The organism is Bacillus sp. FJAT-22090 (genome assembly GCF_007676755.1).
In the GTDB taxonomy this organism is placed as follows: domain Bacteria; phylum Bacillota; class Bacilli; order Bacillales_A; family Planococcaceae; genus Psychrobacillus.
This window is the reverse complement of record NZ_VEBK01000011.1, coordinates 1-26,145: the sequence shown is the minus strand read 5'-3', so window position 1 is coordinate 26,145 and position 26,145 is coordinate 1. Positions and strand designations below refer to the sequence as shown.

Annotated in this window: 30 protein-coding genes and 1 pseudogene; 27 read left to right on the top strand and 4 right to left on the bottom strand. The window is 34.5% G+C overall.

What is annotated here, in order from left to right; translation table 11 throughout:
- The first annotated feature begins 354 nt into the window (after window positions 1-354).
- From FS486_RS13820 to FS486_RS13725, 18 genes are all read left to right on the top strand, one after another.
- Window positions 355-1,032: a GntR family transcriptional regulator gene (locus FS486_RS13820; RefSeq protein WP_144512144.1), complete on the top strand. Its 678-nt coding sequence runs from the start codon at window positions 355-357 to the stop codon at window positions 1,030-1,032.
- Window positions 1,033-1,087: 55 nt separating this feature from the next.
- A complete protein-coding gene (locus FS486_RS13815) occupies window positions 1,088-2,125 on the top strand; it encodes an NAD/NADP octopine/nopaline dehydrogenase family protein (protein ID WP_144512143.1) in 1,038 nt (345 codons plus the stop codon).
- 43 nt (window positions 2,126-2,168) lie between these two features.
- Window positions 2,169-2,939: an amino acid ABC transporter ATP-binding protein gene (locus FS486_RS13810; protein ID WP_144512142.1), complete on the top strand. Its 771-nt coding sequence runs from the start codon at window positions 2,169-2,171 to the stop codon at window positions 2,937-2,939.
- A gap of 5 nt (window positions 2,940-2,944) precedes the next feature.
- On the top strand, window positions 2,945-3,778 hold the full coding sequence (locus tag FS486_RS13805; RefSeq protein WP_186321455.1) for a transporter substrate-binding domain-containing protein: 834 nt from the start codon (window positions 2,945-2,947) through the stop codon (window positions 3,776-3,778).
- Window positions 3,779-3,963: 185 nt separating this feature from the next.
- Entirely contained in the window at window positions 3,964-4,635 is a 672-nt protein-coding gene (locus FS486_RS13800; protein WP_260858116.1) for an amino acid ABC transporter permease, read from the top strand.
- Between the two features lie 32 nt (window positions 4,636-4,667).
- Window positions 4,668-5,357 (top strand): amino acid ABC transporter permease, encoded by a 690-nt coding sequence (locus tag FS486_RS13795; protein ID WP_144512139.1) that lies wholly within the window; start codon window positions 4,668-4,670, stop codon window positions 5,355-5,357.
- A 489-nt stretch (window positions 5,358-5,846) separates the two neighbouring features.
- The gene (locus FS486_RS13790) at window positions 5,847-6,110 is read left to right on the top strand and encodes a hypothetical protein (RefSeq protein ID WP_144512138.1); all 264 of its coding nucleotides are present in this window, start codon (window positions 5,847-5,849) and stop codon (window positions 6,108-6,110) included.
- A gap of 386 nt (window positions 6,111-6,496) precedes the next feature.
- The gene (locus tag FS486_RS13780; protein WP_144512136.1) at window positions 6,497-6,829 is read left to right on the top strand and encodes a hypothetical protein; all 333 of its coding nucleotides are present in this window, start codon (window positions 6,497-6,499) and stop codon (window positions 6,827-6,829) included.
- A gap of 310 nt (window positions 6,830-7,139) precedes the next feature.
- Window positions 7,140-7,628 (top strand): DinB family protein, encoded by a 489-nt coding sequence (locus FS486_RS13775; protein ID WP_144512135.1) that lies wholly within the window; start codon window positions 7,140-7,142, stop codon window positions 7,626-7,628.
- A 558-nt stretch (window positions 7,629-8,186) separates the two neighbouring features.
- Window positions 8,187-8,786 carry a hypothetical protein gene (locus tag FS486_RS13770; protein ID WP_144512134.1) on the top strand — a complete coding sequence of 200 codons (600 nt, stop codon included), beginning with the start codon at window positions 8,187-8,189 and terminating at the stop codon, window positions 8,784-8,786.
- 921 nt (window positions 8,787-9,707) lie between these two features.
- Entirely contained in the window at window positions 9,708-9,950 is a 243-nt protein-coding gene (locus tag FS486_RS13760; protein WP_144512133.1) for a hypothetical protein, read from the top strand.
- Window positions 9,951-10,101: 151 nt separating this feature from the next.
- Window positions 10,102-10,623 carry a hypothetical protein gene (locus FS486_RS13755; protein WP_144512132.1) on the top strand — a complete coding sequence of 174 codons (522 nt, stop codon included), beginning with the start codon at window positions 10,102-10,104 and terminating at the stop codon, window positions 10,621-10,623.
- A gap of 143 nt (window positions 10,624-10,766) precedes the next feature.
- Window positions 10,767-11,084 (top strand): hypothetical protein, encoded by a 318-nt coding sequence (locus tag FS486_RS13750; protein ID WP_144512131.1) that lies wholly within the window; start codon window positions 10,767-10,769, stop codon window positions 11,082-11,084.
- Window positions 11,085-11,293: 209 nt separating this feature from the next.
- Window positions 11,294-11,776 (top strand): hypothetical protein, encoded by a 483-nt coding sequence (locus FS486_RS13745; protein WP_144512130.1) that lies wholly within the window; start codon window positions 11,294-11,296, stop codon window positions 11,774-11,776.
- A gap of 293 nt (window positions 11,777-12,069) precedes the next feature.
- Window positions 12,070-12,468: a membrane lipoprotein lipid attachment site-containing protein gene (locus FS486_RS13740; RefSeq protein ID WP_186321454.1), complete on the top strand. Its 399-nt coding sequence runs from the start codon at window positions 12,070-12,072 to the stop codon at window positions 12,466-12,468.
- 197 nt (window positions 12,469-12,665) lie between these two features.
- The gene (locus FS486_RS13735; RefSeq protein ID WP_144512128.1) at window positions 12,666-13,238 is read left to right on the top strand and encodes a hypothetical protein; all 573 of its coding nucleotides are present in this window, start codon (window positions 12,666-12,668) and stop codon (window positions 13,236-13,238) included.
- Window positions 13,239-13,465: 227 nt separating this feature from the next.
- Window positions 13,466-13,924: a hypothetical protein gene (locus FS486_RS13730; RefSeq protein WP_144512127.1), complete on the top strand. Its 459-nt coding sequence runs from the start codon at window positions 13,466-13,468 to the stop codon at window positions 13,922-13,924.
- Between the two features lie 225 nt (window positions 13,925-14,149).
- Window positions 14,150-14,782: a CPBP family intramembrane glutamic endopeptidase gene (locus FS486_RS13725; protein ID WP_144512126.1), complete on the top strand. Its 633-nt coding sequence runs from the start codon at window positions 14,150-14,152 to the stop codon at window positions 14,780-14,782.
- Between the two features lie 418 nt (window positions 14,783-15,200).
- On the opposite strand, the gene FS486_RS20790 is transcribed toward FS486_RS13725, so the two are convergent.
- Window positions 15,201-15,356, bottom strand: a complete 156-nt coding sequence (locus tag FS486_RS20790) for a hypothetical protein (protein ID WP_313957001.1) — start codon at window positions 15,354-15,356, stop codon at window positions 15,201-15,203.
- A 519-nt stretch (window positions 15,357-15,875) separates the two neighbouring features.
- Here FS486_RS20790 and FS486_RS13715 point away from each other — a divergent pair.
- Window positions 15,876-18,416: an S-layer homology domain-containing protein gene (locus FS486_RS13715; protein ID WP_144512125.1), complete on the top strand. Its 2,541-nt coding sequence runs from the start codon at window positions 15,876-15,878 to the stop codon at window positions 18,414-18,416.
- Between the two features lie 99 nt (window positions 18,417-18,515).
- Here the strand turns inward: FS486_RS13715 and FS486_RS13710 are convergent.
- Window positions 18,516-18,626, bottom strand: a pseudogene (locus FS486_RS13710) (IS3 family transposase); the annotation flags it as partial.
- A 440-nt stretch (window positions 18,627-19,066) separates the two neighbouring features.
- Here FS486_RS13710 and FS486_RS13705 point away from each other — a divergent pair.
- Both FS486_RS13705 and FS486_RS13700 read left to right on the top strand, forming a co-directional pair.
- Window positions 19,067-19,834: a GNAT family N-acetyltransferase gene (locus tag FS486_RS13705; RefSeq protein WP_144512123.1), complete on the top strand. Its 768-nt coding sequence runs from the start codon at window positions 19,067-19,069 to the stop codon at window positions 19,832-19,834.
- 163 nt (window positions 19,835-19,997) lie between these two features.
- A complete protein-coding gene (locus FS486_RS13700) occupies window positions 19,998-20,312 on the top strand; it encodes a hypothetical protein (RefSeq protein ID WP_144512122.1) in 315 nt (104 codons plus the stop codon).
- A 68-nt stretch (window positions 20,313-20,380) separates the two neighbouring features.
- On the opposite strand, the gene FS486_RS13695 is transcribed toward FS486_RS13700, so the two are convergent.
- Both FS486_RS13695 and FS486_RS13690 read right to left on the bottom strand, forming a co-directional pair.
- Window positions 20,381-21,522 (bottom strand): IS3 family transposase gene (locus tag FS486_RS13695; RefSeq protein ID WP_260858115.1). Its coding sequence is split into 2 segments (ribosomal slippage): window positions 20,381-21,252 and window positions 21,252-21,522, totalling 1,143 coding nucleotides; the frame shifts between segments, so codons are not numbered across the junction.
- Between the two features lie 219 nt (window positions 21,523-21,741).
- Window positions 21,742-22,188: a hypothetical protein gene (locus tag FS486_RS13690; RefSeq protein WP_144512121.1), complete on the bottom strand. Its 447-nt coding sequence runs from the start codon at window positions 22,186-22,188 to the stop codon at window positions 21,742-21,744.
- A 349-nt stretch (window positions 22,189-22,537) separates the two neighbouring features.
- Here FS486_RS13690 and FS486_RS13685 point away from each other — a divergent pair, with 349 nt between their 5' ends.
- The 6 genes from FS486_RS13685 (at window position 22,538) to FS486_RS13660 (ending at window position 26,076) form a co-directional block, all read left to right on the top strand.
- Complete coding sequence (locus tag FS486_RS13685; protein ID WP_144512120.1) at window positions 22,538-22,744, top strand: hypothetical protein; 207 nt, start codon at window positions 22,538-22,540, stop codon at window positions 22,742-22,744.
- Window positions 22,745-22,911: 167 nt separating this feature from the next.
- On the top strand, window positions 22,912-23,484 hold the full coding sequence (locus FS486_RS13680; protein ID WP_144512119.1) for a hypothetical protein: 573 nt from the start codon (window positions 22,912-22,914) through the stop codon (window positions 23,482-23,484).
- 179 nt (window positions 23,485-23,663) lie between these two features.
- The gene (locus FS486_RS13675) at window positions 23,664-24,158 is read left to right on the top strand and encodes an NUDIX hydrolase (protein WP_144512118.1); all 495 of its coding nucleotides are present in this window, start codon (window positions 23,664-23,666) and stop codon (window positions 24,156-24,158) included.
- 177 nt (window positions 24,159-24,335) lie between these two features.
- Window positions 24,336-24,521 carry a hypothetical protein gene (locus FS486_RS13670; RefSeq protein ID WP_144512117.1) on the top strand — a complete coding sequence of 62 codons (186 nt, stop codon included), beginning with the start codon at window positions 24,336-24,338 and terminating at the stop codon, window positions 24,519-24,521.
- Window positions 24,522-24,714: 193 nt separating this feature from the next.
- Window positions 24,715-25,140, top strand: a complete 426-nt coding sequence (locus FS486_RS13665; protein WP_144512116.1) for a cytidine deaminase — start codon at window positions 24,715-24,717, stop codon at window positions 25,138-25,140.
- Between the two features lie 414 nt (window positions 25,141-25,554).
- Window positions 25,555-26,076, top strand: coding sequence for a DUF5412 domain-containing protein (locus FS486_RS13660; protein ID WP_260858114.1), 522 nt, complete (start codon window positions 25,555-25,557; stop codon window positions 26,074-26,076).
- Window positions 26,077-26,145: the final 69 nt, after the last annotated feature.

The following is a 26,145-nucleotide window of genomic DNA, read 5'->3' as shown; positions in this document are numbered from 1 at the left end:
TCGATAATTAAACGAGAAGTACCCCCGTTCTAACACGATTATTGCTGGAGTTGGAGATATCTCCTTTCACCTAGGGAATTTATAAAATACGCATATTTATTCACCGACCCCTTGCTTCAATGGGATTTTCTTTATGCATAATGAATATGGGAGTATAGATTAATCATCTGGGTGATAGACGCCCAATGGAAAAATACTAGGAGTGCGTGGTAGCTACTGATGTTGAGAAATTATTCGTTTACTTTGCATGAATAAAAAAGTCAGAAAAAAATAAAAATTCTATTTATTTTTAAAAAAATGTGTGCTAGAATAACTTTATAATTGTATACAATTATTTTAAAGGCGGTGAAACAGGTGAATGATAGAGCAAAAGTCGGTCGAGTCTCTACCAAAGATATTGCACATAAAGCGTTGAGAGAAATGATCATCAAAGGTGAACTGGAACCGGGTCAACCAATTGCGGAGGAAGAATTAGCCAAAGAGCTACAGATCAGTCGAACTCCTCTTAGAGAAGCTCTTCAGATCTTGGAACTGGAGGGATTGGTCAATCGCAGTTTAAATGGAAGAATGAATGTGGCACCGATTTCGATCCAAGAAGTGAAAGAAATATTTGTTATCCGTAGCAACTTGGAAGGGATTGTCGTTGAAGATGCCATTGATAATATCACCCAAAAGGACATTGACCACTTAACCCATCTCATCAAATTACTAAAAATGGCGATAAGCCTAGAAGATTATGAGACAATCGATCGATTTGGTAAGCAATTCCACGAATACATTTACACGGTGAGTGGCAACAAGATGGCGGTCAAGTTCTTGTATCAGCTCAACAGCATGATTAACCGGTATAGGCGATTGGCACACAAAAGCATTGGTGATACAAAACAATCTGTAAAAGAACATAAGATGATCCTTCATTACATTATCCAAAAAGACAAAATCAACGCAGTAGAAGAAATGAAGAAACATATTTTAGGTTCGTTGAATCAAGCCATCAAGACGGTCGAAAAATACGAACATACCAAATTCTAATAATAGATAGTTAGATTGAAACAGATTGCGAAACAGAAGAGAGGAGGAAGAGTTTATGACATATGCAGTAATGGGCGGTGGAAATACAGGGCAGGCCATTGCAGGATACCTGAAATTGAACGGAGAAAACGTAAAATTGTATACCCGTGATCCACAGAAAGCTCAAAGAATTTCAACACAAGGGTTGGAAGTAAAAGGGATCTATTCGGGGCAAGTCGATTTAGAGGCATCGACCGCCGTAGATCAGGTGATTACAAAGGCCAAGTTTATCATTGTATCGACGACGGCGATAGGGCATGAGACGATTGTCAATCAAATTAAACCGTTCTTGCAACCCAATCAAACTATTATCTTTTTTCCAGGTTACTGGGGTGCACTAGAATGTGAACGAATTTTAGGTACAGATTTGATTACAGAAAAGAACATTACAGTGGCCGAAACGAGTGCGATGCCTTTTGTCAGTTTGGCCGATCAAGCTGGTTCTGTTGCAATCACTAAAATTAAATACAATGTACTAATTAGCACGTTACGTAAAGAGAACCAAATTGCTCCATCGTTTATGGAAAGATTTCCACAATTGATTCCTGGAGAAAGTGTATTTGAGACTTCCTTAAATAATTCCAATGTGGTGATTCATCCCCCAATTGCCTTGTTTAATGCGGCAAGGATTGACGCATCCGAGAGATTCCAGTTCTATCCTGACGGAGCATCTCCCTACTCCTGTAACTACGTAGAAAAGATGGATAAAGAACGACTGGAAATAGCGAGTCGACTAAATGTTGATCTTCAAAGTATTTTGAGTATCTTGAATGAATTTTATGATTCCGATTATCCCACCTTATATGAAGCTTTGCCTGGCTTGTTCCCTACTGGATTAGGTCCTACGACACTCAATTATAGGTATCTGACAGAAGACATTCCTTTTGGACTTGTTCCGATTTCAGAATTAGGGAAAATCTTAGGGGTAGAAACACCGTATACCGACTCCATCATCAGCACGGCATCTTTACTTATGAATAGTGACTATAGGCAAGTGGGTATTCACTTTCAGGGGTTGACCGAGGAGAATCTACGGCAGATGTCCATGGTATAGCACGTATAGGATTTGAAATAAAGCACTTGGGGAGGTAGAGATTATCTTACACGTTAAAAACTTGCATGTTTCATACAACCAAAAAGAAGTGTTGAAAGGTATTAACCTATCGGTCGAAAAAGGCGAGGTTGTATCGTTTATTGGTCCGAGTGGAACAGGGAAAACCACTTTATTAAAATGTATCAATTACTTAGAAAAACCCCAACAGGGCGAAATTCAAATCGGGGATCTGCATCTAAACTATCAAAGTTTAACCAAGAAAGAAATCCTAAAGCTTCGCAGGAAAACCGCCATGGTATTCCAGATGTTCAACATTTTCAAACATAAAACGGTCATCCAAAATGTAATGGATGCTCAAATAGCCGTTCAGAAAAAGTCTAAAAATGAAGCGTATGCCATGAGTTTGAAACAATTAGAAAATGTAGGTCTGAAAGATAAAATAAATGAATATCCCTCTCGCTTATCGGGAGGACAATTACAAAGGGTTGGCATTGCACGTGGATTGGCGCTTGAACCCGAGTTGATTTTGTTTGATGAACCTACTTCAGCTCTTGATCCTGAATTAGTAGAGGAGGTATTGAAGGTAATAGAAGATGTAGCAAAGTCCGGCATGACAACGCTTCTCGTCACCCATGAAATGGACTTCGCCAAGCGGATTTCCGACAAAGTGGTCTTTATGGAAAATGGTCACATTGTGGAAGTGGGAACGCCTGAACAAATCTTTGAGAAATCAGTGAATGTGAGAACAAGGCAGTTTTTGAAAAAGATCTATGCAGAGCAAGACCAACAACAATTAAACGTTAAGGGTGGTTGATGAGAATGAAGAAAAAGTCAATTTTAGTGGTAGCTTCTTTGCTAGGTTTATCTCTCCTAACTGCATGCAATTCTACTGACAACAAGTCACAAGCTGAAAGCACTGGAGATTCAGTCGTAAGAACAATCAAAGTGGCGACTGGCCACACGTCAAAACCATTGAGTTGGGTCGATGAGAACGGCGAAGTGACGGGTTATGAGCCTGAGCTGATAAAAGAATTGGATAAAGTGCTTGAAGACTACGAATTTGAATTGTTCGGTGTGGAAGATTCAGCGGGTGAAACAGGACTAGCTACTGGAAAGTACGACATGTTGGCAGGTGGTCTAGGGTTCACGGAGGAACGTGCAGAGCAATATATCATTCCTTCAGAATCAAGTGGTCGTGCTCTAATCAAGATTTACGTGGCAGAAGATAGTGGAATTAAGGGAATTCAAGATTTGGTAGGGAAGAACATTTCTCCCCTATCCCCAGCGGGTGCCACATATAAAACCGTTAAGGATTGGGAAGAAGAAAATCCTGAATATAAGCTAAAGTATGATTTGGCTGATGTAGGAATTCCAATCGCAGATCGACTAAAAGAATTGGCGACTGGTAAATATGATGCGTTGTTCTATCCATCGAGTTACGGACAGATCGAAATCATTGAAGATCAAAATCTACCTGTTGTGGGACTTGACCCAGTCAAAATTATTCCTACATTCTTTATGATTCACAAATCAGAGGAAAATGAGAAACTGAAACAAGCCATTGATGAAGGTCTAAAGGAATTGGCAGAAGCAGGTGTGCTTTCTAAGTTATCTACTGAATTCTACTCAGAAGATGTGTTTCAATACGATTGAGGCTTTACATGAACGTCTTGGATCAAGTCAGATAAGGTTATAGTGTATATCTCCGGAACGACGCATGTCCATATTCTCTCGTTTGGTTGAATCCCTTGAGAATATGGATGTTGACTAATACGAAAACATAGACATGACACTATCATATACAGAAGAGATATTCATTAGAGAAGGGAGAAATGTCGATGGAAACGGGTATGCAAGAATTACTAATAGAGTTTCTGAAAACGCTTCCTATCAATATTATTATTATCATCTTGTCAGCTGCGCTTGGGTTACTCTTTGCTGTGCTATTAACGTTTGTGCGATTAAAGAGAATTCCCGTCATTAGTCAATTAGCCGATTTGTATGTATCTTTTGCGCGAAGTGTTCCTGGACTGATTTTACTATTTATAGCGTACTTTGGAATTCCAAAAGTGTTACCTCTCATTGGTTTGGGCGCTTATGATATAAGCCCGATGCATGCTGCAATTATTTCCATGGGATTTTATCATTCTGGTTATATTTCTGAAGTGTTTAGACCTGCTTATCTCGCTGTTGAAAAAAGTCAACATGAAGCTGCAGATAGCTTAGGGTACACACCAATGCAAAAGTTTTTCCGAATTATTCTGCCCCAAATGGTCCCTGTTGCTCTCCCAGGATACGGCAATGCCTTAGTTTACTTGATTCACGATACGTCGCTGATCTTTGCTATTGGAATCGTGGATATTATGGGAACCGCAGAATTGTCTATCGCACGATCTTACGGTACTAATCAAATCCTAATTTACTTTATCATTGCCTTAATATTTTCAGCTATGTGCTTCACAATGGACGGATTGGTTAAAAAACTGGAGAAGAGAGTGGCTATTCGATAAAGGTTTAACCACAATAAGCAGGGGGGATTAACATGTTTGATTTAGAAGCTTCATACGAAATGTTTTTAGGGATATTGGGTGTACTTCCTAAAACTTTACTCATTGCGATTACTATCCTTGTATTATCCACCCTTCTAGGAGTGGTATTGGCTCTGATACAACAATATAAAATTCCCGTGCTGGTTCAACTTACAAAATTATTTAAACTGTTTTTACGAGGAACCCCCATGGTAGTGTTTTTATACTTGATGTATTATGCACTTCCTGCAATTGGACAGTTCATCGTTACCCTTCTAGGTATCGATTATAATATGAATAATATGTCGCCTTTGGTTATTTTAATTGTCACAGTTAGTCTCACGTTGTCTGCCTTTCAATCTGAGATTATCCGAGGATCATTTTTAGCGGTAGATCCGGGGCAAATTGAGGCGGCGCAATCCTTGGGCTATAGTTTTTCTCAAACGTTTACGAGAATTGTTGTCCCGCAAGCTTTTGTCCATGCCGTCCCTGATTTCGCAAACTCTTTCACAGTGGCAATCAAAGCCACTTCACTCGGATTTTTAATCACCGTGATTGATGTCTTCGCACAAGCCAAAATCATGGCAGCCCAGAACTTTCGCTTTGTCGAGGCGTTCATGATGGTGGCACTCATTTACTGGGGAATCGGTATTTTAATCACCAAGTTCGCCGACCGATATGAGAATGATGTGCGAATCAAATGAACTCATGCCTTGGCATACCCCCCCTCCATACACTTCCGTCCTTGCAGCTGCAAGGGCGTTTTTGTATGCCTACTTTGCAAGGTACTCATAATTTTAATCGGTTTCCTATAAATTCTACCCCCCTGACTACACCTTCATAGTTTTAATTGTACATCGAACTACAATTAAAACTATGAAGGTGAGACAAAATCTTTTATTTTCGAGTGAAAGGCAAAAGCATTTATTTCTTTAAATATACTAAAAGAATATGATGAATTTATAAAACAATTGTCTAGATAAGATACATATCGCTGGAGACTAAGATCTTATTCTTATTCAACTAATGGGTGCTTTAGCGAAACATGGCCATCATTTTGATGGTCTATATTTATGTCATGAAGTTGATCACAGATATGCATTGTGAAATGTTACACTTTAACTAGGGGCAGGTTAGTTCAATAAGAAGGTATACTTAAAGAAGGGTTTGCAATGGAGAGGGAGGGGAAGTTGATGGATAGGGAAAAGAACCATTACTTTTATATTGTCATTGGTCGTATGGGTACTTTATTAATAACGATTGTTTGTTTAAGGTACATTTTAATCATAGATGATGTCGCAGGACGTTCACTCATAACGTTTGGAATTATTTTCATCTTTGGTAGTTTAAGATTTATGGAATCCAAATTTCTTACAGTGAAAGAAAGACGAATTGTTGATTGGTCATTTTTCAGTGTGATGGCAATAATTTTTATAATTGGTTTTACTTTCTTATAAACATCATTTTAATAGTTTAGTTTTATTAGATTTTGTAAATGGGAAGGGGAGGGTTAATTTATGTTATTTATGCTTTTGCTTATCGTACCGGTATTAGGAGTGTTATGGTTTTTAAATTTTACTACTTTTTTGAAGAACTTAAAGAATGGAAAGAGCACTCATAACCAAAATGTTTTAGGGGCGGTCTTAACATTCGTTTTTATCTTTGCTCTAATGTATTGTTATGCTGGAACTCACTGAATAAGTAAAATAAGACCAGTTTTTAATATGCTATCTACTAAAAAAAGATTGTGTACCATTACACTTAAACTAACGGGTGCTTTACTTCCATAAGGAGTAAAGCCTTTTTTACAACCGAAGCAGGATAGTGAAGGAAGGGGAATTATATGAAGAGTAAAAGAATTTTATTGTCGGCTATAACAATTTCTGTTGCCTTTTTGATCGTTTTTTTTATTTATAATTCTTTTTCGTCTGTGTTAACTGTAACTGATTTTACTATCACTGAAAAAGGGTATTCTAACGATAATAAAGAAGCATGGATAAAGGGATTTAACCCCATTGCCCCAGTGGGACATCAAGAAGAGATTAAAGTAATTGTTAGGGAACCAATGATAATGAACTTAATTCAGAAAGATAAGACATACTTCGTAAGATACACGATAAAAAGAAATGGTTTAATTTTTCTTAGTGATATTGAAACTATTGAGGATCAAAAATAAGCTTAGTTATTCTACTCTCATGAAAATTAAAAAATGCATAACAAAAGAGACTCAGAAAATGCTTTTTTTAAAAGCTAAGCCTTCAGTATGATTAGAATGAATTGAAAATAAATCAGGGAACAACTCCATTCTTGTTAGAATAAAGGCAAGGCTGGTGCAATAACCAGAGTAGGATTAATCTCCCATGAGTGCTACTCGTTTTCTTATTGAGCTTAAAGCAGCAGTTTAGTTGAAGAAGGAATCTGATTTAAAATAAAGAATATAAAAGTATTGATCACATCAAGTGTGACATCTATAAGGGGATGATATAGTGTATCAAAACGAATATGAATGGGTAAGAAAAACTAGAGTAATACTTCTAGACTTTTGTAGAGAACTAGATCCAAATGAATTTACACAAGAAAACGGGTTCGGTTGGCAAAGTGTGAGAGACACACTTGTACACATTGCAGACTGTTATAATGCTTGGCTTGGCTCATTTGTCTTATTGAAAACGAAGAATCCCCTCACTTCAAAGGAAAATCTGAAGGAACTCGGATGGGATGAAATAAAAGTACGCTTCGAACAAGTAGATTCTTATGTAAATGAGGTATTTGAAGTTTTCGCAAATCAAATGGATGAACCGATCCAGAGGCAGATTCCTTGGAGAGAAGGAGGAGAACCGATATCAATGACACCAAGTAAATTGCTAATGCATACAATCACACACGAATTCCATCACAAAGGACAGATTATGGCTATGGCACGCCAGATGGGTTATGAACCTCCAAATACAGATGTATTAGGAACAATAGATTAAAGTAATACAGGTGGTACACCGTAGGTTAAAAACAGAAGTACAACCATGCTTCAATTAACAGTTGCTTTAGTTAAAGCTCGTCGGGATGCTTAAGCGACTCTTTTTGTTATGGAACTAACGGGACGGGTTAGTTGAACAGGGGAATACCTATATGATTTATGGGCATCATATGGAGATTTTGGTGGTGGAGAGAAGATTATAATCGTGGAAAAGAATTTAGAACCATTTAAAGAGTATTGGTTTATTTCATCAATAACAACGAAATTTAATCCATGGGAAGCATTTACACCAGCCGAGACAGTTCTAAAATGAAAACATTGCAGTTAACAATCAAATAAAGGGCAAAGTTTGTGAATAATTGTACTTAAACTAACGAGGTGCTTTAGCAAAATATGGCCATCATTACGATGGTCTATTTTTATGTCCAAAATATTAAGTTGTTCTCGGATATGTAATTGTGAAACGTTACACTTTTAGTTTAATAAACTGATTGTAAACTGGTGTAATATTGGAGTAATTAACCTTTTTTAGACATATCTTAATAATGGAGGTGTTTATTTGGATAAAGGGTTAAAAAGCAAAAAGCTTCTTTATTTTGCATTAGGTTTTCTTGTATTAGGAATCACTGTTTTTGGAATTCTTCAGTCAAAGGATACTGAGAGTATTAGGGAAAATACACTTTTATCAACAGCGGTACTTAATAGTTTGAAAAGCGATGGTATAATTGCACCTTCAGAAAAACAAGATGTAGAACTCTTGATGCACAGTACTAAGTACATTTCAAATATTAAAATTTATGCCATTGAAGACATACTTATAGAAAAAGTTTTTGATTATGCAAACAATGCAAAACCTGATATTGAGTATAGTCGAGATAAAGGGACACAGAACTCATTGTTTATTGATAAACATCCTCATGGAAGTGGAAATGGTGAATGGTATATTGTAACAGAACAAAGCAGATTCCATACACTAAGTGTCATTTGTTTATTTTTAGGTGGTCTCCTTTACGCGATCTTATTCTCTACTTGGGCAATCAAAGACGTTAGCCGTCAACAAAGACTTAATGTAAAGTGGGCAATTACTTTTGTTTTATTTAACATTGTAGGTTATTTATTTTTCCTATTTGTAGATAAAAACCGCACAAATTTTATTTAATTTTTTACTAACAGGGGCATTAATCCAAGAAGGGATTGATGCCCCTGTTGTTGAACTTATTCAATTAACGGGGCAGTTTAGTTGAACAAGAAAATGGGAGTTTTTATGCAGCATTTGACTCAAAATGTGAACTAAAAAAGGTTCCTTTGGCACCACGAAGATAAAAATTTATTATCTATAAACATTAAGCCAGTCAATCGATTGGTCATAGTTACTTGAGAATAATACGTTGTTCTTGTTATTAGAATTTTCAAGGTGATTTAAAATATCCCCTTCTTCTAATAAAAAAGCGACTGCAATAATGTTATCTAGTATATTGTTGGAGAAAAATTTGTCTTTCCACAATTTTTGCACAGAAAAATGTTCTGGAGTATAACCTTTACGATTAACTAACAACTTATACTTTTTCCCTTGACTAATAAAGGAATAGCATGTTTTCTCAAACGAATCAAACCAAGTATTTACATCAGTAGTGCTTATGTGACCTGTCAAATTAGTGATAATAATATCTTCATGAATGGATGTACTTAGATCTTTAATTGAAATTCAGCTCCTTATTATTATTATAGATTAAATTTATGGAATAGTGTGAAAAATATTTAATTGTACAATTCGCTCAAAATATGTATTAACTGAGGGAACGCAGAGAGCAATCCCTCAACCAATTAGTGATTATAAATTAAGAAAAGAACAAATTCGAAGAAAAATGGTGCGTACTTAGAGGTTAGAAAATGTTCCTCGCATTTGTCGTAATCAGTATTTGTGTTAGTAGTATAGGGTTATCGCCTAGGTTCCTAATAATGATTTTAATTAATGAACCTTTCGTAGATAATGTGTAATAAATGAAGTTTAGTTGAAAAAGGTTTAGCTTTTAATAACAAAGAATATAGTAAATAAATCAAGGGGGTAGTGGGTAGTAGTATGACACAAAATATTTATAGAATTATAGGAGCCATTTTTATTTCACTCAGTGGTATATTCTATACTGCTGAAAGGATTGCTGAAAGATTGTCTGTTGCTGTTACTGATGCTGGATTAGCTTCTGCTGGAACTTCAACTTCGGGTATGATGAATTACCCTGGTTTTTTTGATAACTTTTTTGTCTGGTTCTTTTTCTTAATTGGGTTAATACTAATAGTTATTGGGGTTTTAAAAAGAGAATAAAATACTGACGAACTTCAACTAACGGGTGCTTTACTTCAAGAAGGGGTAAAGCATTTTTTCTTATTGAACAAACGGTGCAGAATAGTTCAACAAGGTTAATGCTTATTTATATAAAAATATATAAAGATGATAAGAAGGGAGGGGAAAATATATGAAACTAACATTAACTTTAGGGATAATTTTTACTTTGACCCTAATAGGATGTTCTAATACTACTCAGAGTGTATCGGAATATCCTGCCTCTTCGTTAAATCAAGGTCAACAAACATCAGATAAGAATTATACCAAAGAGGACGCAATCGCAACATTTAAGGAGAATAAAGATTATGGTAAATATGAAATAACTGATTATGTATTAGTGAAAGATGATAAATTACCAATGTTAAAGGCGGTTATTTCTTTTTACGATAGTAAAGAAAAAAATAGTTGCAATCTTGCTTTTATTTACGGAGATACGATTCAAAGAGTAGGTTTTGCAGTAAATGAAGTAGATGGTGTAAAAACTTACGAAATTGCTGATAATAGTCGGTTAACTTATGTCGGGGATGGTGCGGTAACAACATCAATTCGTAAAATAGAAACGAATGAAATAATAGACTATAAAATTACCTTTTCATACGAAGAGTCAACATCAACAACGAATTTTAAGATTGTAGCGGAGAAACCAACATAATGAGTGAAATGGACTTAAACTAACGAGTGCTTTACTTCAAGAAGGAGTAAAACTTTTATTCTTATTGAACTAAAGGGGCTGGTGAGTAGAAGCGGTAAATTGTATTCATCGAGGATACATTAAAAAAATAGGAGGTGTTGTGTATGAAAAGAAAGACGAAACTGTTTAGTTTTACAATCATTTTTGGCATTATCGCTATTGGCTCGATTATTTGTAATATATTTTGGATTGAATTTGCACGTCCGTTAGTCAGATCAAATCCCATATTAGATTTACTGTCTCGGAATGGCTTTAGTTTTATTATCGACAATGAATTACAGAGTCAAGAAGCAGGTAGCTATTTTTTACATTACAATCTATGGGCATATTGTATTCATTTTGTGAGTTGTTTAATAGTTGGAAGCCTTATAGATGTGGTTAAAAATAAGTTGTTTTTCGGAAAAGTTTCGGAGTTAAATTGAAATTCCTTATTGAACTAACGCGGCAGTTTAGTTTAAGAACGTGGTACATTTTATAAATAGTCGTTTAGTAAAGGAGCATTATCCTGTGAATAGGGGAGAAAAAAAGCGTTTAGTGCAACAGGATAAATAAAATATACAAAAAAATCTAAAAAACTTTCCCAAATGAACCTAAAGCTATGAAAAATTCGATGTGAAATAGAGGAAACAACATGTTTAAGAAATCTATTGTCTTTTCTTATATTACATTATTATTATTATTATTATTATTAGGCTGTAGTCAAAGCGTTCAAGTGAAATTAGATAGCGAGAATGTTAATCCAAATAATGAATTACGAGGTTATTTGGCAGAAAAGTATGGTGAAGAATTTGATTGGGAGATTGGTGATGGAAAAAAATACGCTTTACCGATTAGTGTAGATATGAATGAGGGTGTTTTAGATAGAAATCGTTCACTTGGAATGAACTTGGAGCCATATGTAGGAGAACAGCTACCTGTTTATGGATACAATTTAAAACCGAAGTGTTTTATAAATGATATTAAGCATAATTTTGTGTTAATCATTCTTAAAAATCAAGACGATACGGAATTTATAGGTGAGTATTTAACTCTTAGCGGAACAGAAGGTGGAGGAATTCCAATTCAAAACGTTGATGATGCTTTTAGTGAAAATAACTGTGCAAAGTCAAAATAAAAGATAATAAAAGGAAGTATCTGATGGTGGTTAGGTACTTCCTTTTTTTATTCGCTCACAAGGCTATGAATCTCTTGGGTGCGATTTCATGTAAAAAAGACAGTGGTTAAATACTACTGCCTATTTTTCCTTTATATATACTCTCCTAATAAATCAGGGTAGGATTGCTTAGGTAACTCTTTTTTCATATTGAACTAAAGCAGCAGTTTAGTTTAATAAGAGGTATTTATATACAATTGGCGAAATAGTTATTATCCAGGGACAATTCAATCCGCATTTGAGGGGGAGTTATGTTGAGAAAAATAGTTATTTTACTATTTACAATGATTCTACTAACAGCTTGTTCAAATCAAGAAACTATTAAAGCTACTGGTGAAGGCGACTTGTGGAATGCACATCTAATATACGAGATGACCGATACCTATCTCCATAACAGAGGAGGAATTGAATATACAGGAGATGAGGAACTCCTATATGTCGCTTATACGGTAGTTACTGACGAAGGAGGACTTGGTGGGGAAATTGAACCCCAAGAAGAACAAACTGCAATATCCTTTGGGACGGGCGGAGGTAATAATCCTCCAGCTACTAAAGATGAAGCAATTATATCGTTAAACCACGCTACTGTTGAAATTAAATGGCGGACTAATACAGGCGAATATGAAGAACTAATTAACTTTAAAGTCAATTAGTTTTTACGTTGACATCTCCGTTCTTCTTCAACTAACGGGTGCTTTAGTTAAACAAGACCATCAGTTTTGATGGTCTATTTTTACGTCCAAAATATCAATTAGATATCGGCGATCCATTGTGAAATGTTAAACTAAAACTAACGCAGTATTTTAGTTGTTCTACACTGTAACATTATGCGAAGCAAGGATGTGATTGAATGTTTCAAGATGGATTTCCAATTTATCTGAGAGATGATGTGACTACAGCAGTTGGAATAATTCCACATACAACTTATAATAATGTCACAATTGATGTGTCCGAGGATACTATTCAATATTTTCAAGATAATGCCGTGATTAGATTTCCGTATCGAATCTACAACATTGATAGTTCAGATGAAGTTATAAACAATTTAAGTCTACGACAAAAAATGATTTTGCATTGTATTTATTCAAGAAGTTGTAACGGGTTTGTTCGCCAAAGACATATTTATTCGTTGCTTCAGATGGATTATGAAGACTGGGCTATTCCTTATATCGTAAAAATATGTGATGAATATGTCGTAGAAATATTAGAAATGACTTATGATATTTTAAAAGAACAGGATACAGAACGGATTAAGAGATTTTGTCTTGAAAATAATGTACCGTTTTGCAAAAGCTATAATAGAATGATTAGCTATTGGAACGAGTATTACCGATACAGATACAATAATTTTCATAAATATATTGGCAGGAAGTTATTTAGAGATTGTTTTGGTTACTCTAAATCAATGGAACGCAGGGTATAAGGAGTTTGTGAAACTTTTCACTTAAACTAACGGGTGCTTTAGTCAAGATCGAGGGGTTGCTTAGGCAACTCCTTTTTCCTAATTGAAAGGGGCAGTTTAGTTGAACAAGGACTTTTTGAATGGATAGAGAATATTACTTTAGAAAACCATAATTCGGGGAGAGATTATTTATATGGTATTTTCATTTCGGCAAAAAGGAAATTTCTTATGAAAAAGAAAACCATCTTATGGATTACAGTTCCGCTATTATTGGTAGGGTTTGTAGTAGTAAATTGGAATTATATCTCACAATCTATGAATGGAAATTGAATTGGGGATTTGAGGCACCTAGACCAAGTAAGATAGAAACCATATTTAATACAAGGAATGGGTTCCCGAATGAGGGACAAACCTTTCAAATTCTTAAATATAGGTCAATTGAAAGCAAGTTAAAGGAAAACAATGGTTGGATTTCTATTGAGGATGAATCCTTTGATAATGTTTCAAGTCACCTTGAAAAATTTCAAAAAGATGCGGCTAGTATGAACAAAGGTACACAGAATCTTACTGTTGTATTTCAAGAGAATCCTGTGACTTACGATAATAAAGATAAATATTTTTATAAAGTGAAAGAAGATAATAGCTACATACTTGCAATTTCAAATGCGAAAGAACAAAAACTGTTTGTAATGCAATGGATACAATAGTTAAATATAAAAACCTTATTCAAATAACGGGAGCTTTAGTAAAGATAATAGGGTTGCTTAGGCAACTCTTTTTTTCTAATCGAACTAAAGCGGCAGGTTAGTTGAAGAAGCCACATAAATTTTTGGTTTTTTTAAAGATAATTTATTTGAAACTGGAACTATAAATTGTTCCATACGTAATCTTGTAAAACAGCAGGTTAATTCAATATAAAAAGGGGGACAAAGATGCTTACTCTCGAAAGGAAGAATAATACGTTTAGTAATTTGTTGTATACAGTTTTACTTTTGATGACAGGCTATGGAATTAGTTATTTTAATAGCCAGTTATTTAACGGATTTGGTTCACTTGTCTGGAGCCTTGTTTTTATTTTGCTATCGTTGAGTTTTAGTTCAATTAGACGATTGATTATCCCTTTAATAAATTTCAATCCATTTAAAAGCCCTTTGACTTATCTAGGTATGTTTATAGGAATTTTTATTCCCTTCCTAATGTTAAAGTTAAGCATCCATTACGAAATTTTAATGGACAGAATTCTTATTGTTTATTACAAAAATGGCTTGCTTGAGGGTTTAGAACAATATCCCTTAATACTTGCTGTCATCTTCGCTCCACTTTGGGAGGAACTTCTTTTTAGAGGGGTGCTATTATTTGCTCTTTTAAAAGTAGTGAGACCAATATGGGCTGTGGTAATTACTTCAGTAATTTTTTCTCTGTTTCATCCTGCCTACTTATTCCTATCACTTATTATAGGTGTTGTTCTTGCTTGTATTACTATAAAAACTAAATCCGTTATACCTTCAATGATCACTCATTCTATTTGGAATTTATATACTGGAAAGTTATTTCTTTTTTTGTAATCAAGCACAATTTTTCTTAATAAACTAACTGGTGCTTTAGCTCACAAATAGCTACCTGTAAGGGTGGCTGTTTAGAAATGAGGTGGATTCAATGGAGAATGTTAAATAGATAAATGGAAGTCATAAAGAGGATAATCGTATTTTTGGTTCGGAGTTTCAAGTTAAAGAGTGGACAGAAGCGTTATATCCAGATTTTGTTGCCTATTTAAGTAAGAAAAATAATGTAGGATATGCCACACCTGATGAAAAGGTAATTAAATATTTAGCATCTCTATTTCCTCAATGGGCTGTTTATAACAATATGCAAATCGGTGTCTGTACAGAAAAAACAGAAATAAATGGTCAAATTATCTATAAAATTTGGACTGTGGAATTATAATTATTTTTCACTAACGGGTGCTTTAGTAAAAAAATGAGATCAAATTATAATGAGCTTGGAGACATTTCCCAGCTCATTTTTTATATGCATTTTTATAAATGAGTTTGGATTATTTCCATAGAGTGTATCCCACATAAAGTCTTTCAGTTTTGATTGAAAAGATAAATCTCTCTTTTGGCTTAACACAGCTTTCATAAATCGGCTATTTATACTCAAATAATGAAATTGTTTAGGGGAATATTGTCAAATAATAAGTGGCAGTTTCAAGTGCATCAATAACACTTGGAAATTTTTGTTTTGTAATTCTATACATCTCAAGCATAATTTCCTCTTCACATTTAGTCATTAAATCAAAATTAAGATGGCAATGTTCGGAAGGGGCATATCTGGCACACAAAACCTTCTGTAATTACACACTGAAGAAAAATGTACGATTTCTATCCTAACGGAGGGGGGACATACCAACGTAGTGAATATGATTTCTTGGGGGTATTTTAACGAAGAAAATAACTTTAATAGCTATTTATCAAAAACATTACAAGCAATGAGGTTTCAGTCACTGATCTATGTATCGACCCAATTTACTTCTGTCTTTCCTTCATCTGGTTACACTGGGTAACTTTTGTGATTTCAATTATCTTTTATATAGATTAGTATAAGCGATAGGTTGTAAAGAACCTAGCAAACAATTAGCCTTAGGGGGAACATATTAAGATGAATAAAAAGATGGTAATTAAAGTACTTAGCGCAACAGCTATTGCAGCATCAGCATTGACAGCAGCAGCACCAACGCAAGCTGTATCTAATGTAGATGCTTTAGTGCAAAAGGCAGTTAACGCAGGTACTGTTTTAAAATGGGCGATTTCTTTAGAAGGTTCTGCAGACGGAACTACTCGTCCATATCCCGAATATAATGCAGCTAAAAAAGCGCGTGATGCTGCTGTTGCCGCTGTAAGTAAGCCACCAGCTGCACAAAAGAAAGTATATATGGATAAAATTGAGAAAGACGTAAATATTCATATTACACGTACAATGCAATACATCGATGCTATTACAGCCGGTGAAAAAATGCTAGATAAACAAACTATTCTAGAAGCACAAATTAAAAAAGGACTAATTGATGATGCAACGGAGAAAGCGTATCATGAATTATCAAATGAAATTCGCAAACAAACGATTCTTTTAGATCGTGTATACGGTAAATCAACACGCGATGCGATCCGTGACCAATATAAAGAAGCTGCTCAAGATGTACGTGACAGCGTTATGCATGCCGTAACTGTTAAAATGAAACTTGATTTAGCAAAAGCAGCTCTTGAAGCTAACAATATGGATGAAGTTGAAAAATATATAGCCCAAGCGAATGAAAACATCGGTCAAGTTAAAAATGCTGAAATGAAAGCTACATTAATTACTTCAATTGAAGCAGTGGAAGCTCAATTAACTCCAGCAGTTAAATCAGTTCGTGGTGCGAATGCTAAAGAACTAGTGGTTGTTTTCAATAAAGCTGTTAACAAAACAGAAGCTGAAAAAACTGCTAAATATTCTTTAGAAGGCGAAACATTTACTAAAGCTGTTCTTTCAGAAGATGAAAAGACAGTTACATTAACAACTAAAGATGAATTAAAAGTAAACAATGCAAAATTATCAATTGCTGTTATCCCTACTAAGGCTGACGGTAATGTAAAAACAGAAGCATATAATACATTAATCACTTTTGCTGATAAAACTGCACCAGTTGTTGCTTCTGTTGTAGCAAAAGGAACTACAGCGGAAATCACTTTTGCTGAACCGGTTCAATCCGAAGGTACTATCAGCTTAAACGGTGCTGTAACAAGCGATTATACTGTGTCTCAAGACAAAAAAACAGTAAAAATTACAGGTTTAGAAGCTGAAAAGTCTTACAAAGTTGCAATTGTCGGTGCAAAAGACTATGCGAACAATGTGGCAAATCCAATATCTTTAGACTTTACAGTTGAAAAGCCAGTAGTGGATGAAGTAAAACCAAGTGCAACTGTATCAGTTTTAGCTAATGAAATAACGATTGATTTTACAGAAGAAGTAACAGTTGGTACGGTAAAAATTAACGGTACAGACTATGCTAATAAATTAGTTCAAGATACTGATGATAAAACAAAATATGTTTTAGATGCACAAACAGCTGGAGCTTTATCTGGAGTTAACTTCTTAAATAATGCGCAAATTATTGTTGAAGGATTTAAGGATAAAGCTAATAACATTGGGGAGAAAGTTTCTGTTACTGGAACCTTAACAGCAGATAAGACTGCACCTTCATTTGTTACTGCATATGTTAACGATGATAGTAATAAAATCCTATTAACATTTGATGATGCTGTATCTAAAGGGAATCTTGAAGCAACGAACGAGCTAATTCTTAAAGTAAAAGATGGAGTACACCAAACAAACAGTGTAGTTGATTTATCAGCAACTGGCACTACAAATATTGCCTATGGATACGATTTAGATGGCAAAGATGGAATTAAAGGCAATGAAAAGAATATCGTTGCGATTGACTACACTCTTGTAAAAGATTCATCGTATACATTCGAGCTAGCAGGTAAGGTTGTTGCAGATCGTTATGGGAATCAAGTGGCTGACACTCTAACGTTTGCAGTTACTGGAATTGAACATGTACAAGCACCTGCTAAACCTGAAGCTACAGTAGTACTTTCGGATATAAATGTATCAGGTAAAGTGCTGACTGTTACGTATAATGAAGATATGAGTGATTCTGCATTAGTAGCTTCAAATTACAAATTAGGTGGAAAAGCACTAACTGGCGATGCACAACTTAAATTTGTAAATGATAGAAAAACAGTTGTAATTACATTACCAGAGGGTTCAATTACAGCTAACGGAACTTATGTATTTGAAGTTACTAGTGTAACAGCTAAAAATGGCAATACTTTAGTAAATAACAAAGCTACTTTAACTGAAACACTGACTGAAAATATTGCTCCAGTGGCTTCTAACATAACGGTTCTTAATAGCAAATCCTTTACAGTTAGTTTCTCAGAAGCTATTAATGCTGCTGCAACAGTGACAGGCGTGAATGTTGAAATCGATGGCAAGACAGTAACACCTGCATCAGTTTCTGCTGCTAATGGACAATTAACTGTAACAACAACAGCAGACTTTGCATTAAATGCAGCTATTTCTGTTGAATTCAACTCAACAACTAACCTTGTTGACGTCAACGGAAACGCTGTAAAAGAAGGCGTTGTTTCTAAATAAGCACCAAGGGGGCAGGTACCTTGACCCACTCAGAAAAGCTTTGTGGAGAGTGAACTGCGACCTAAATATTGGACAGTTTAATAAAAGACCAGCTGCTTATTAAGCAGCTATGAGATGACTTCGATATTCAATCGGAGTCATCTTTTTTAGGTTCCATTGTCTTCTTGATTCATTGTAATAAATCATATATTGATTCATTATCTGTTTCAATATCTCTACGTTTTATCCATTCGCCCATGTAAGTATTGGACAAAGTGATAATAAACAAATTGATTTCGATTCTATTACGATTGAGTTAAATTAACTATTGATACTGCAATATCCTCAATTTCTCAAGGTGTCGAACTTGTTGTTATACGAATAATAATGTGAAGGATTGCACTTAAACTAACGCAGCAGGTTAGTGCAACAAGGACTATCATCAGATTTACAACGCTAAGTAAAGAAATTTTACCAAACGACGCTTTGGGGACTTTTTTCAACGAAGAAGTTTAATACAAGACGGGACTTTGGAGTAAATAAACAATGCGAATTAAGCTTTCTGAAAATTATGGGAGGATATTAAAACTGTGAACAATGTTTTATTATAATTAAATTGCTCCTATAATAAAAAAGAGAGCGCGCTGTATTTAATTGGAAGGGGTAAAAAAATGATTGCAAATCAACAATTAGTTATAAACAATCTTGAAGAAAAAATAAGAATATTTACTCATGCGGTTAATGGGAAGCTTATTAAAGAAGAAGATTTCGTTTTTGCGAATACGGAAATACCCACTGATACATTCAATGTACTTTTGCCGAAATCTTCACATATAAAAAATGCATTTAATATTAGAAGTAGCATTGAAAATATGTCTCTTAAAGAATATCCCTTTAGTACGTGGATTGACTCCCGGTATTTGAACGCTGGCTGGCAAGAAATTATGCAAGGATATGACCTAAAAGAAGCAGAACGTAATGTAATGATGAAACTTGAAAATACTCTTAATGTAGATCAAAGAAAGTCCCATCAGCTTATGATTACTCATGTGAGAAATTTTGAAGAACTTAAGGAATATAAGGAGGTTTTTATAAGCCTATTTGAAGGTACCCCAGAAAAAGATGCGTTAGAAAATTATTTTCATAAGTTTTCTGAAGTAAATTTAGGTTCAGAAATTCAAATGTTTATTGGACGCGTCGGTGAAATAACTGTATCTACTGGTTTACTAATAGATAGCAAAGAAAGTTATGGTATTTATGATGTTATGACAAAAGAAACATATAGAGGTAAAGGATATGGCAGTGAAATGTTCCAATACCTACTTACTCAAACAAAAGATAAACAAAAACCCGTTGTCTTACAAGCATCAGAGGATGGGAAAAATATCTATAAGCGCTTTGGGTTTATAGATGTCGGAGAAATGATTGTATTTGAATAAGGAAATTTCTTATAAAGCTAACGGGTGCTTTAGTTAACCAAGACCATCATATCGATGGTCTATTTTTATGTCCAAATCATTAAGTTGTTCTCAGAAATGCATTGTGAAATGCTACACTTAAACTAACGCGGCAGTTTAGTTGAATAAAACAGGGGGAATTTAAATGGTTTTTGGAATATTGATGATAATTTTTGGGTTTAGCCATCTTATGAAGAGTGACTATTTCTTACCCCAAAAAACAAGAATTCTTTTAGGTGAGGAAAAGTTACAATCTTATCAGAAAGGGTTAATTTTTCCCTATTTATTTTTAGGAACGTTAATGATTTGTATGACAATAGTTGAAAAATTAGAAATTCTACAAACATCCACATTTTTCTCTTTATATATTATCTTAGCCATTATTCCCATTATATTATTAATAGCAAACAATAAAATAAACACTGGTCGATATTGGTTTTGGGTAAATGACTTTAAGTAAAGTGGTAACTAAAAATACCTCTTCTTCGGCACTGACTACCCTTTTTGAGACAGGAATAAAAACCCCTATTATGCAGCCAATTGACGGTATTGAACCGGCGATTGGCTGTTTAGTTTCGTTTGAATACGGATATTGTTATAATAAGTAATGTATTCTTCGACGATTTGTATCACACACGCATTCGTTGTGCGATAGATATCGTCTAGATAGAACGTTTCAGACTTTAGCGTGGAATGAAACGTTTCGATTGGGGAATTATCAGCTGGCGTGCCTTTGCGGGACATGCTCATGGTAATTCCTTTTTCTTTGACTGCTTTTTGATAGGCGTAGGACGTATAAACGGACCCTTGGTCACTATGCAGAATACATCCTTCTGGTAGATCAGGCAATTGATTGAGTGTGTCCAACACAAAATCGGTGTCTTGTTTGAAACCGATAGTTTGTGTCACAATCTCGCCATTGAAGACATCGAGAATACTAGAAAGATACATCATTGATTGGCCATAAGGCAAATACGTAATATCCGTTACTAGCTTCTCCAAGGGTTTAGATGCCTTAAAATCACGATCCAATAAATTTGGTGCGACATATGCCGGCTGTCCCGTACACTTCCGTTTCTTCACTTTTACTTTACATTGCCAACCATTTTTTTGCATAGTACGCTGCACAGTCTTCTCACAAACTCCTGGATACAGAGCGGCAATTTTACGATAACCATATCGGAACTTATGCTGTTTGCACAAGTCGCCAATCTGCTGATCTCGAATTTCTTTTGGCGTGAGTTGATACTCATTCTTTTTCCAACGATAGTATGAGGAACAACCTGCACCTAAGTGCCGACAGATCTCTCCTATTGGCATAACATCCTTTAATTCTTCGACTAATTGGATCACTACTTTTGGTGCCACTCCCTTTCCAATTCTGCGTACTTTTTTAAGACTTCAATCTGCTGTTTTAAATACCGATTCTCTGCCTGTAGTTTGGCTGTCTCGCTGTCATATTCCGGTCCTTTACCGAAGGTATATTGTTTACCAACTGGTTGATGGAGACGATGAATTTCTCCATTTCGATACCAATGCATCCATCTCTTCAATTGCGTTTTGTTCCGAATACTTAATTTTTCCATTACTTCCTTTACTGGTATCTTAGCCAATCGCATTTCTATTGCCTTCATTTTCACTTCAACTGGATAACTGACTCTAGTCCCCATAGAAAAAACACCTCCGTATTGAATTTAGGTATTGTATACCCGTTTTTCAACGAAAGGTGCTTTTATTTGTCTCATTTATTTAGGTCAGTGCGTTCTTCCACTCACGGGTGCTTTAGTTAACAAGACCATCAAAAATGATGGTTTATTAGTATTTGTAATAACAGAGAATGGTGTGACGATATACTTCTGGCGAAAATACATGCACTTTTCAACTAACAATTATTCTTGTTTGTATAAATTAATTAATTCGGTTTTCCCATCCCATTCAACAGTCACTTTAACAACTTTTACTTTAGAATATAAATTACTACGCTCATCACTATTCCCTGCTACTGATTTACTTGATTGAGTACCTTTTTCTCCTTTAGGTGAATCAAGTGGATGTACACCTGCTAATAGACTTTTACTTGTTTGACTCCCGGTACCTGCTTCATAAGTACATGAAACCCATCCTACAGAACCAACGTCTTCCCCTTTATACTTTATATTCCCTAGTTTTGATATCGCCCCTTCAGAAATTTCAAGTGTAAAATCACCTACCCAATGTTCACTTTCACCATTGTAAGTAAGTACTTTGGGTGACTTTATTTCTTGGGCAGAAACAGATAAACCCAAATCTAATAAGGAGCATAAAAGTAAGACTAATGTTGCATAAATTTTTTTCATTATCACACCACCTTTTAATGTTTATTTTGTTCAGAAAAGATTAACCTACTCCAACCAAATATTTTTTTGAAAAGGTAAAATCTTCATCTTCAACTAACGGGTGCTTTAGCAAAATGGCCATCATTTCGATAGTCTATTTTTATGTCCAAAACATTAAGTTGATATGTATTGTGAAATGTTACGTTTAAACTAAAGAAGCAGTTTAGTTTAATAAGCAAAATGGGTTTTTGATAATATAATTGGGAAATTTATTTAAAAATGGAACCTAAATTCGTTTCAAACGTATTCAAGTAAAGCTGCAAATGTTGGAGTCGACCTAAAATTATTTCTTTGAGAGGATGTAGTTATTATGGAAGGATACTTAAGTATTGGTTTTATGATTATTGGATTTCTTATATTATATTATGTGATTCGGTCAGCAGTAACAAAAGGAATTAACAATTCAGCTATTGGCAAATTACTTGAAAAAGAACAAGGGGAAATAGTAAAAGAAAGTTTAACGGTTGAAGATGTGCTTGAAGGTTATAAAAGAAGAGATGATAACAATAAGAGTTGATGCTATCCTAATTGAATTGTTCAACTAACGGGTGCTTTACTTCAAGAAGGAGAAAACATTTTCTCTTATTGAACTAACGCGGCAGGTTAGTTTAATTAGGAAATAACTCAATATGAACTCTGACTTTAAAATTAGCTGTCTTATTGTTGATTGAAGGAGAAATTGTAATGAAAAAAAATATAATATTATCGTTTCATCCAGATTATTTACGACCGATATTACATGGAATTAAAAAATATGAATACAGAAAATCCTTTTGCAGAGAACCAGTTAGGGCGTACTTGTATTTAACAAGTCCTGTAAGAGAATTTATAGGTATTATGGAATTGGGACAGGTTCTTCACCCAGCTGACATTAAATCTAAGTTTTCAAAGAATCATGATGTAAATAAACGAATGGATATCTGTTTAGAAAATAAGGAACGAGCAATTGTACCGATTGAAAGTTTTCAAATGTTTACGAAGCCAATCTCTTTATCTGAAATCAAGAAAATTGCAACTGATTTTACGGTGCCAAGAGCGTTCACATATATTGATAATAAAGAAATTCTTAAATATCTTGAAAGTCTTGAAACGTATGAAAAAGAATTTTTCCATAGTCATGAGTATATTTATAAAGATAATATTGGCGTTACGTGTAGTGAAATGGAAAAGTTAGATGAATTTATCCAAAAGGATCAGAAATTTATGAAATCAGAAAGAGCAAATCTTATCAAATCACAATACGTTAATAAACCATAAGTTGTGACATTAAATAGTCGTTCTTCAACTAACAGGTGCTTTAGCAAACAAGTGGCTGCCTGTAAGGATAGATTTTTCTTATTGAACTATCGGGGCAGTTTAGTTGAAGAAGAAGGTTTTTTTGCGATTGTGTTGAATAAGTTAATATATGTAAATTATTAAACAAAAGGGGATTTGTTATGCCAATATCAGATTACTATCAAAAACTTCGAGCAAAGGTTGGTACAGAACTAATATTTATGCCGAGTGTTGCTGCAATATTAAGAAATAGCAATGATGAAATATTGTTCCAGTATCCTGGTGAAGGTGAATACTGGAGTTTACCTGCGGGAGCAATTGAACCAGGGGAAGCACCTGCTCAAGCACTTATACGTGAAGTATGGGAAGAAACTGGTTTAACAGTTAAACCTAATAAACTATTAGGCATATTTGGTGGTGAAAGCTTTCGTTTTACATACCCTAACGGCGACCAAGTTGAATATAATGTAATTGTTTTTGAATGCAATATAATATGTGGAAAACTAACAGCAATAGATGGTGAATCAGCTGATTTGCGATTTATTAAGGAAGAAAACAAGCCAAAGCTTGCTTTACCATATCCAGATTTTATATTTAACAAGCATCTTACAGATAACGTTTATTTCCAGTGGGAAGATAATTGGGTGAAAAAATAGTCTATCTCTTATTAAGCTAACGAGTGCTTTAGTAAAACATGGGGTTGCTTTGGCAGCTCTTTTTTAATATTGAACTACAAGGCCAGGTTAGTTTAAGAAGAGGAATTTTAAGAGTAATAACGAATTATTAAAATATAAGGATATTCAACTAATTCGTTATCTCATGGGAGTTGTAAAATGAAATTAATAAGTTCTTTACTTGGTTTTCTAATAATTTTTGTTGGTTTATTGTTTTTAAATACCACCATTTTGAATGAAACTTATAAAAACGTAATTGTAAAAATAGTAGGAGTAATGGTGCTTTTTTTCGGGATTTTTGTTTTGAAAAAAATTGCTAAGTTTGGAAAGCAAAAGCCATCTTAAACTAACGGGTGCTTTAGTTCAATAAGCCAAATGAATTTAATATAATGGAAAACTTATCCAAATTTGAAACCTCTATTCATTTCAAACGTATTAAAGTAAAGCATCAGGATAGTGAAGAAGAATCATTGGTAAAAACGTGATGAAAACCTATAAATATAAGTGGGTAAATAAATGAAAGAAGTGAGGGAAAATTATGAAAACATATCCTTTAACAGAAAATGATTTTAAATTAATTGATGAAGCTAAAAGTAAAATTACTAGCTTATATGAAGAAGATAGACATCATGTAGGGGCAGCGTTAAAAACAAAGTCGGGAAATATTGTTTCTGCGGTACACATTGAAGCAAATATTGGACGGGTTACGGTATGTGCTGAAGCTATCGCGATTGGAAATGCAATTTCAAACGGAGAAAGATACTTTGATACAATTGTTGCTGTTAGACATCCCTATTCTGATGAAAAAAATAGAGAGTTAAGAGTAGTTAGTCCATGTGGGATGTGCAGGGAATTAATTTCCGATTATTCACCAGATTGTTTTATTGTTTTAGATATAGATGGAGAGTTACAGAAAACTAAAATTGGTGAACTAATACCACTTAAATATAGTCGAGAATCATAAATCAAAATTAATCTTCTTCAACTAACGGGTGCGTTAGTCAAATAGAGCCTTGTCATTATGACGTGGCTCCTTTGTATTAAAAGTATTTCTGATAATACTCTTTCCTTAGCCTTCCGCTTAATTAAGCGTAGATCCTAGTCGTTTCACTTTTCTCATGCCCCATAGTTCAATAGGAGCTCCATTATTCATTAAATGAGTTGCGTAGCTGTAAGCCCTTTATTCGCTTATCCGCTTCAGACGAAGCCTATGCTTTTGACAGTAACAATTCCATTGCCCCTAAAAAAGTACCATTAAAGGATTATTGCCAACTTAATAGAATTATAGACATAGGGTATATTTTTACTAACGCAGCAGGTTAGTTCAATGAGAAAACTTTTTGGGGAACACCAGAACTTCTAATAGGGAGGTAAATAAGTGGAAAGAAAATATAATTTGTGGTCATTCATTTTATGTTTGTTATTATTAGTGCTTTCATTACAATCGTTATATGCGTCATATTACCGAACTTGGCAAGTGGCACCACCTGCTTTAACTTTATGGTTACTCAATGTTATTGCTTTCGTTACAGGTATTATTGGATTTAAAGACAAAAGTAGTAGGAGAGCAAGATGGAGAAGTTGGCTTACGGTGCTAATTGCATTCCCCCTTACAGCAATTTTTCTATTAGGAGTAGCGGTAAATACATTTGCGAGAAAACCCATTGAAACAGCACAATCACCTGACTCTAAAATCAACGTCGACTTTTACACATTAAACGGTGGGGCGGCCACCTCCATTAGTGTAGAAGGAATTGTAAATGGTCCCCTTTGGTTTAAAAAGAGGATTTATTACGAAGAGCCTATGCACAAGGTTGATGTGGAATGGGAAAATAATCATATTATTATAATTAACAATCACACTTTGAACTTGAATAAAGGGGATACTTTTTCGAATTAATTTTTTACTCCCATGAAAATTAAAATCTTCGATTTATAGAAAAAGGCAATACGAAATCGGACGCAGCTC